Origin of the sequence: Leptolyngbya sp. FACHB-711, assembly GCF_014695615.1 — a bacterium.
In the GTDB taxonomy this organism is placed as follows: Bacteria; Cyanobacteriota; Cyanobacteriia; order Elainellales; family Elainellaceae; genus Leptolyngbya_A.
This window is the reverse complement of sequence record NZ_JACJOR010000587.1, coordinates 1-8,523: the sequence shown is the minus strand read 5'-3', so window position 1 is coordinate 8,523 and position 8,523 is coordinate 1. Positions and strand designations below refer to the sequence as shown.

General features: G+C 46.2%; 6 protein-coding genes. 5 read left to right on the top strand and 1 reads right to left on the bottom strand.

What is annotated here, in order from left to right; all coding sequences use genetic code 11:
* From H6F80_RS28615 to H6F80_RS31510, 5 genes are all read left to right on the top strand, one after another.
* A partial coding sequence (locus H6F80_RS28615; RefSeq protein ID WP_206755128.1) for a hypothetical protein occupies nucleotides 1-342 on the top strand: 342 nt, incomplete at its 5' end.
* Nucleotides 343-417: 75 nt separating this feature from the next.
* Complete coding sequence (locus tag H6F80_RS28610; protein WP_190794909.1) at nucleotides 418-3,204, top strand: hypothetical protein; 2,787 nt, start codon at nucleotides 418-420, stop codon at nucleotides 3,202-3,204.
* 142 nt (nucleotides 3,205-3,346) lie between these two features.
* Nucleotides 3,347-4,240 (top strand): radical SAM/SPASM domain-containing protein, encoded by an 894-nt coding sequence (locus H6F80_RS28605; RefSeq protein ID WP_190794908.1) that lies wholly within the window; start codon nucleotides 3,347-3,349, stop codon nucleotides 4,238-4,240.
* Nucleotides 4,241-4,260: 20 nt separating this feature from the next.
* A complete protein-coding gene (locus H6F80_RS28600) occupies nucleotides 4,261-5,034 on the top strand; it encodes a glycosyltransferase (RefSeq protein WP_190794907.1) in 774 nt (257 codons plus the stop codon).
* A 172-nt stretch (nucleotides 5,035-5,206) separates the two neighbouring features.
* Nucleotides 5,207-5,954, top strand: a protein-coding gene (locus H6F80_RS31510) for an IS1 family transposase (protein ID WP_518523679.1) whose coding sequence is annotated in 2 segments (ribosomal slippage) — nucleotides 5,207-5,464 and nucleotides 5,466-5,954 — 747 coding nt in all. Because the reading frame shifts where the segments join, the coding sequence is not laid out codon by codon here.
* Nucleotides 5,955-6,304: 350 nt separating this feature from the next.
* Here the strand turns inward: H6F80_RS31510 and H6F80_RS28590 are convergent.
* Nucleotides 6,305-8,221 carry a helix-turn-helix domain-containing protein gene (locus tag H6F80_RS28590; RefSeq protein WP_190794906.1) on the bottom strand — a complete coding sequence of 639 codons (1,917 nt, stop codon included), beginning with the start codon at nucleotides 8,219-8,221 and terminating at the stop codon, nucleotides 6,305-6,307.
* Between the last annotated feature and the right edge of the window lie 302 nt (nucleotides 8,222-8,523).

Below are 8,523 nucleotides of genomic sequence, written 5' to 3'. Positions count from 1 at the left end.
CCAAAAGGAGCGCGTAAAGGATTTCTAGCACCGTATGGATTTGGCACTAGAACTGTGCTGAAAGGCAATGTTGTTGCTGTTTTGGCAAAAAACTACAGCAGTTTATTTGCAGGCTTGGAAGCCCCAGTATATTTGTTTGAATGTGATAGTAAGGGGCAGTGGACGCAACAAGTCAAAATGTTGCCAAATCGTAGTTTTCCTAATGAAGCTGGATTTGCTTCCGTCGCGGTCTGGAATAACACAATTGCGGCAGGGGAGATTTTCGCAAAGAAGCAAGAAATTATTACAGGAGCAGTTCATATCTTAGACATCCCTAACATGAACTCTCAGTCGCCCAATTAAGCTTCAGTAGTAATTCTTGCGCGATTACTCGTTTGGTTTTTTCATCAGATTCTTAGTGTATTTTCAGGAGTACTTATGATAGATACAGCATTTTTGCAGAGTCTGGTAGTTACTGGTGGCGATGAGCAAAAGCCACCAGCTGGCGTTGATCCGAGTAGCCGCAATGTCTTTGTACAGATCGTTGGTTATTCTGATTTTGATGTTCAACAATTGCGGGATCAGATTCAGGAGAGGCGGCAGGTATGGATTGTCACTCACGGCTGGAATGCTAATTATCAAAATTTTGTAGAATTGGCAGACAGCCTGAGGCAGGCAAATCCAAACGACATTGTTTTAACTATCAATTGGACAGAAGCCTCTGGCTCGGGTTCTGCTTCCGTTGGAAGCATTGCAAATGGACTGGTAGATGGAGGCTACTATGTTGCTGCTAACTGGGTTGGTCCTGTTGCAACAGCAGTTGCGGGCTTATTGAAAGATTGGGGCATCAATCCTGCGGATCTTAATCTCATTGGGCACAGTCTTGGATCATTTCTTGTCGGTGAAATAGCTTGGGAACTCAAGAACGGGCAAGGGTTGGGGGATACGAAAAGCATTACTGTGCTTGATTCAGCGGCTGACTGGTCTTTCCTTCAAAATCGGACTGCTCTTCGATTTGCTGTTCCTGATGAATACAGAGATGAAGGCTACTACTGGTACAGGAGTAATGGAGAGAAGGTCAAACCTGGGGAAGATGATTTTGACTTTAGAGATGTTTCCTCATTCTCAAGGTCGCTTGTAGGACGATCTACTGTGGCTGGAAGTCTAGAATATTCTTCTAAAGTAGATGAAGCTATTCTGGTAGATTTTGGGATACCTGTAGTTGATGTCAACGAACCTTCCCAAAATATTGTTGCTAAAGGTGACGCTCAACATGGGGATGTCTATCGGTTGCTCAATAATTTGATTGATCCACAGAAGCCAGAACTAAAGCTAGCTGACAATGTTTTGAATTTGAATGATTCTGAGCTTGATAGTGACTTTGTTCAAAGTGCTTTTTCAGCCCTAATGTCTCCCTTAGTTGCTTTTGACAGGGTTTTAATTTCGGAATTCTCTACAGGAGGAGGTAGAGAAGAAGTTAAGCCGTTAGGCTTTTACGGGAAACTACAGGATTCATCTAAAACAGCCGACTACAGATTCTACGGAACTGAGGACGTAGATGTCCTACAAGTCGTTGAACTAGTAGGTGGACAACAGTTACAGATTAAGGAGCGATTGACCGACAAATTCAGAGTCATTAATGACATTAATCCAGCAAGCAACTCGACTGAGTATTTCTTGGGCAAAGGAAACGATATTCTTCGTGGTGGTGCTGCTCAAGATTGGATGCATGGGGAGGAAGGCGATGATGTTCTCAATGGAGGCGGAGGCGCAGATTTTCTATATGGTGGTGAAGGAGCGGATCGCTTAAATGGACAAGCAGGTGATGACACTCTTCGAGGCAATCAAGGCAATGACGAACTGCGGGGCGAGTTTGGCGATGATCGGCTTTACGGCGGAAACGATTCCGACAAACTGTATGGTGACGAGGGAAATGATCGACTCAGAGGTGGTGCGGGCAATGATGAACTTTACGGTGGGATAGGTAACGATAACCTGCGTGGTGGAGACGGTGACGATTTGCTAGTTGGGGTCAAAGTTGGCAATAATCTTGTTCCTGGTACGATCCCTCCTGGCTTAGAAGAAAAGGATAGATTGCTTGGTGGTGAAGGGGCTGACACCTTTGCTCTCGGTGATGCTAATCATGTCTATTATCTAGACTCTCCGGGTAGAACCTTTTCGATGGCTGAGGTTTATGACTTTGATCCTTCTGAAGGAGACAAGATTCAGCTTAAAGGCAAAGCATCCGACTATAGCGTGTTTGAAGATGATGAGGGCACATACATTAACCGCAAGCTTGACCTAGACGTTGTATGGCTTCAAGAGGTAGCCCCTGCCTTCAAAAACAAATTAACCTCAGTCAAACAACTCGTCCCTGAGCTTTTGGACTCTCTTCCGCAAACAAATCCAACAATGCGTTTTGGATTACATACCTTTACTGATCGAAAATATACGTTCAGTTATCGCTATCCCATCTATGACGATGTGATAGTCGATTATGTGGAGGGAGGTACAGATATGTATGGTAATCCTTATGAGGGATATCCAATTTACGATTACCAACAAGTTGGAGTAGAGTCTGGTACCTCAACTTGGACGTCTTCGATGTTTGACTCCACATTCTTTCCAAACCTAGAAACAGATTTTGAATTTAGAAAACTTCAGATGGAGTGGCTCGACGTTTACTCCCCTAGTGACTGGTCAGAAGACGGTTATGGGGAAAAAGAGATAGAGGATGGAAAAGGGGCACAACTTGATGCACTGTTTACGATATCTAAAAATGTTGATGCGTTCAAGTTAAGGAACTTCCGAGATGATGCTGCTCGTGTTGTGGTAATCGCTACAAATTCATTATTTCATCAAGCCGGCGATTTGGCTGCGGAAGTTAACGGTATTAGACCAAACGATGGCGACAAGCGGATTGACTCCCAGGGCAGCAAGTGGATTGACTCCGATGAAGATTATGTGTCAATTGCTCAGCTTCGAGAAGCTCTAAGCAGTGCTAGCATTGTGCCCATCTTTGCTGTCGGTGAGGATGTGAAGAGTGCTTACACCGATTTGGTTGCTCAACTTGGGATCGGAGCAGTCGTAGATTTATCTGCGACTCCTGAAAATATGGTTACCGCAATCTCAAATTCCATTGCTCAAACAACTGAAGATACGATTGCTTTTGTCAAAGGTAATTACAACCTGAATCTGAACAGTAGTTACTTTAAGTACGTGTAGTTTAGTGAAATTGGCATTCAGCAAGAAATTGCACTAGAAAGGAATCAAGAATTCACAATTTTCAGTGTTCACTTACTGAAGCGAAGTAAACTAGGACACCCTATTTACTTCGCTCAGCTTCATTCACCTTGTCAGTTGCACTATGCTCAGCGAAACGCTTCCGACCTATTTGTGGTTTGAGCCAACCAATACCTGTAATGCTCAGTGCCCGCTCTGTCCCACCGGAGCAAATCAGCTCTCCCGTGATAAAGCATTCTTGGACTTCCATCTCTACAAACGCATCATTGACGAAGTGCGTCCGAGATTGGTTTATTTCTGGAACTATGGCGAACCCTTCCTACATCCAGACATTTTTGCCATGTTTCGCTACGCTGCAGACCGAGGCGCACAGACTCACGTCAGTACCAACGGGTTTGTGTTTTACAAACTGGAAAATATCCAGAAGCTCATCGACTCTGGGCTGCATACCCTGCTCTTAGCGATCGACGGCATCGATGCTGAAACCTTCAACCGATACCGAGTCGGAGTTGATTTTGACAAAGTGCTGCGTGGACTTGCTTTACTGCTGAAACAACGTCCTGCCCACCTAGAGATCGTCTGGCAATTTATTGTCATGCGGCACAATGAACATCAAATCGAAGAGGCAAGGGCACTCGCCCAGCAGCTTGGCATTAAGTTTGCCCTCAAAGCCGTCAGCCTGGATATGCTGCCCCAGCAAGCTGACCCCGATCCCTATCTCCCCCAAAACTTGCACCTCAGTCGTTATACATGGCAAGGCGATCAATTAGTGCTGAAAGGCGGATTCCATCCCTGCTACTTCGTCAACGCCAGCTTGATGATTAACGCAGACGGAAGTGTAGCTCCTTGCCCCTTTGATGCCCAGGGATGGCTGACGCTTGGCAATGCTCACACTCAGACAATCCGAGAGATCTGGAGCAGTGAATCCATGCAACAGTTGCGCCATCGGCTTCAGCAGTCGCGGCAGACCTTTTCCCCCTGTAAAACCTGCTCTGTTGGCTCCACATTATTTGTGTAATTATTAGCTGCCTTATTACTATGCCCGTTCCCATCTCTGTTGTTCTAACCGTTTACAACCGTGAACACTACCTGCCCGATGCGATCGAAAGCGTTCTCAGTCAAACGCATCAGGATTTTGAGTTCTTAATTTGGGATGATGGGTCAACGGATCGCTCAGTCGAGATTGCCCAGTTTTACGCCGCACAGGACAAACGAATTCGCCTCATTGAGGCTGCCCATCAAGGGTTTACCGCCTCACTCAAAGCTGCGATTGCCCAAACAACGGGAACCTACTTCGGCTGTGTAGACAGTGACGATTTGCTTGCAGTCCAAGCATTAGAAGCGACAGCCGCCGTTCTTGACACTCAGCCGAGTGTTGGCATGGTTTACACCAACTATCTGGAAATTGATGAAAAGAACCAGATTTTAGGGTTAGGGCGGCGTTGTCAGATTCCCTATTCCAAAGAGCGATTGTTGACGAACTTCATGACCTTCCACTTCCGCCTGCTCAGGCGCTCAGTTTTTGAGCAAGTGGGAGGGATTGATTTATCTTTCCCCTGTGCCCAGGACTATGATTTATGCCTGAGATTATCTGAGGTAGCAGACATTTATCACCTGCAACACCCGCTTTATGCCTATCGGCTTCATGCAGGTAGTGTTTCACAACAAAAACGGTATGAGCAAATTACCTGTGCCCAGCGAGCCGTTGAGAACGCATTACAGCGAAGGGATTTGACGGATCGGTATGAACTTGATGTGGAACTGACTTGTCGCCTCAAACTGCGAGAGAAAAAGTTTGTTGCTTCAACTTGAGAACGATCTCTGTGATTGTTGCTGATGAATCATCCTGGAGGTAAAACTGCCGCAATTTTCCTTCAGGTAAAAGGCAGTTTCCTGAGTAATAAAGGTAAGTGCCCTCGTTGGTGATGTTCTAGACCTGTGGAAGGAAGAGAGAATGGAGTTATGTCTACCCCTAAACACTGCTATGGTTCTAGAACCCATTCTTTGTCCTGCTTGTCACAGTTCTAATGTGGTTAAACATGGTAAATCCTCTGAGGGAAAACAACGCTACAAGTGCCGCAATCCTCAATGCTCCCGCAGCACCTTTATCCAGCACTACTCCTACCGGGGCTACTTACCCGAAGTCAAACAACAAATTGCAGACATGGCAGTCAACGGCAGTGGCATCAGAGACACCGCTCGGGTGTTGGGAATTAGCCCCACAACAGTCATTGAAGAATTAAAAAAAGTCTCGTCTCCTGAAGTCAGTGAACCAACCGTTGCTGGAACAGTTGTCCGAACCTGAAACGGTCGAAGTCCTCCTGCAGCGAGCGGATGAGGCAGAGATGGATGAGATGTGGAGCTTTGTGGGCAAGAAAAACCAGCAACGGTGGTTATGGCATGCAATTGATCACGCGAGTGGTAAAGTGCTGGCTTACGTGTTGGCTGACCACACGGATGCAGCATTAAAGTCGTTGATGCAGTTGTTGACGCCTTTTGGCATTGAGCAGTTTTATACGGATGGTTGGGGCGGCTATGCTCGGTTGCTGGATGAAGACCAGCATGAGGTCGGTAAGCATTACACCCAGAAGATTGAACGGAAACATCTAACGTTACGAACTCGGATCAAGCGATTGGCACGCAAGACGATTTGTTTTTCGAAGTCGGAGTGGATGCATGATATTGTCATCGGGCTGTTTATCAACCGCTATGAATTCGGGCTCCCCATTTAGGGGATTCCACAGGTCTAGAACACTACCGCCTTGACATTCCCAAAAGTTTCGGGAATACCAAGTTGTATCTCCAGAGCAATGATAGTCAAGCGAAACATCAAGATGTTGAAGAAACTCCCTCAACGTCTTAATTTCCCAGATCTCAGCTACCTCCCTAACCTTAATCTGCATAGGAATGTACTTCTGACCTGCACCTAAAAGATACCACTTTTCGCTGGGAAGATCATCCCTGTCGCACTCGATATCAAAGTTAATTTGACTAGGCATTCATTTTTAGTCAAATTAAGTTCCGCTTGCCTTCAACTTCTCAGGATTAATCTTAAACGTTACTCGTGGCATTACTAGGAGATCTAGCCAGATAGTCCGTCTAGATCTCCTAGTAATGCCTTGATTTGAATTTGATGCTTGGGCTGGATCGTCCGTTGTCCTTTTAGCCAACGGGTTACCAACGAGCGATCAACCTGTAAAGCGTCAGCTAATTGAGCTTTGTTCATTCCCTTTGCATCCAGTGCTGCCTGAATGACTTCACCCGTTAGGGAAGGCGGTTGGGCAGTCATGCGAGCAGGCTTGTTCACAACTGGCGCGTGTGCTCCAAGTTTCTCCTGAATTTTGATTGAGGGCTTGATAATCACGATCGCTTTCAGCCAAATTGCCAGCCAGCTGCGAGGACGATAGCTAGAATCTACATCATCAGGCAATGCCCAAGCAGGTCTAATGCTTTCCGGGTAAGTCACCGGGTCAAAATTAATCTCCCAGCCTAATTCCTTGAGAGTCAGCAAAGCACTGTCCCACTGGTTGATCAGTTTAACGCGGCGAGTGCGATCGGCTTTGATAGTCTTCAGAAGATCCTTTGGCTCTAGTCGCTCTAGGAGCGTCTGTACTTCGTAGCGTCCATCATCTCGAATGCGGCTCATGATGGTCAGAAAGATTGCGAGCTTTGATGCGAGCCGCTGGCGGTAGGGATTAATTTGCAAAGTACTCTTTGCTAGATAACCATATTGAAAGAGAGCTTCTTTCGCACTGCCATCGCTTGCGTTCAAAAACTTCTCCGTCCAAACGCCAGGGCGAACCTTGATAAACAATTCATCAGGCTCACCTGCTTCATAAGCTGGAGAATTCGGCTGATTCGCATCCATCGTCAGTGACAGTTGACCTGAATAGCCTAACCCTTCTAGATTCCACATCGCACCCCGCTCAACGTTATATCGTTTTGTGCCAATGTTGATATTGCTAACGAGAACAGAAAGGCTACAAACTAGCTCCACTAAATGCCCAATCTTCTTAAGCTTCTGCGCGATTGTAATGTCTGTGCGCTTATCCCAGCCGAAAAGCCGAATTAAATCAGTGCCCCTTAGCCGAATTTGCTCTGCCCAAGGCTCTTCCGAATCGGTCGCATAGGAGGAGAAGATGAGAAAGACATACGCTGCTTCAGGACCAAATTGCTGAATAATCTCCCAGGCAGCCTGGCGGGGAACTAGCTCAATCTCCTGATTAGAAGAGCTCTGACGCACAATCTGGTGCTGAATAAAGCCCTCCCCTACTAGCTTCTTCCAGTATGGATACTCCCCATCCTCCCACTGTGAGTTGATAAGAGCCTGAGCACCTGTGAGGATCGGGTAGCCTGTCGCAACTCGTTCGACTTCAGTATCTTGGAACAAAGGTTCACGAGTCGCTGCATCATCGTGAGATTTGATTCCTAGGAGTTTATCGATCTCAGCAGCTGTATGCCCTGACAAATCCAGATGTCGTAGCCACTGACTTGCGGTGTGAAAGGCACAAGCACTGGTTACTAAAGACTCGCGCCATTCATCGCTGTCGGTCAAATCAGCCCCCGTTTCGAGCGATAACATTCCCACAACCGAGCAATCTGGTGGCATTAATCCTTCCTGTCGCCATTGTTCTAATCGAACCAGAATCCAGGTTGCAGTCTGTTCCCAAAATGCATCTGTCTTTAGCACTGACCGAAACCGCCGTTCTAGGCGCAGCATCGTCTGCTTTTGTAGGGCACCCAGTTTTTCAGTTTCGTCATACAAATTAATAAAATTTGCATTGTTCTTTCGAAGGGACTGTGCCAAATGCAATCTAAATTGATTAATCCCGGTTGCTACGTGAACCAGCACAAGGTTTAGAAATGATTTACCTGTCTTTAACTTCGCAGCATAATTCTGCACTCGCTGCTGATCAGGTGCAACTGTTCCCAGTTTGGCGGTGAGTGGCTGAGCTAGGCTCGAAACTGGGTTGAGAGTAAGTTCATTTGGCGGGGTCATAGATGCCCTAAAAAGCTTATCTACTTTGGCAAAGTGTACCTCTGAAGATGAAGAATTAAAATTTTGTTGCCCGACGTTGGCAACAAAATCAAGATCAATTCCAAGGTAAATAGTGACATCAGAAGCCATCTTCTTCTCAGATGGGGAGATTCAGCGATCGTCACTGCTATTGCCAATTGACATATTTAACTAGAATAGTGCAACTTTGCTTCTAGAATCGAATAACATAGCCAGCCTGCATAAGCAGGAATTTAAGACGTGTTGTAATGACACAAGTTTGGAACGTCCTGTTATCAACAGTT

Coding starts and splice junctions, on each gene's coding strand:
- H6F80_RS28600 (WP_190794907.1), top strand. CDS start 4,261: ATGCCCGTTCCCATCTCTGTTGTTCTAACCGTTTACAACCGTGAACAC.
- H6F80_RS28605 (WP_190794908.1), top strand. CDS start 3,347: ATGCTCAGCGAAACGCTTCCGACCTATTTGTGGTTTGAGCCAACCAAT.
- H6F80_RS28610 (WP_190794909.1), top strand. CDS start 418: ATGATAGATACAGCATTTTTGCAGAGTCTGGTAGTTACTGGTGGCGAT.
- H6F80_RS28590 (WP_190794906.1), bottom strand. CDS start 8,221: ATGACCCCGCCAAATGAACTTACTCTCAACCCAGTTTCGAGCCTAGCT.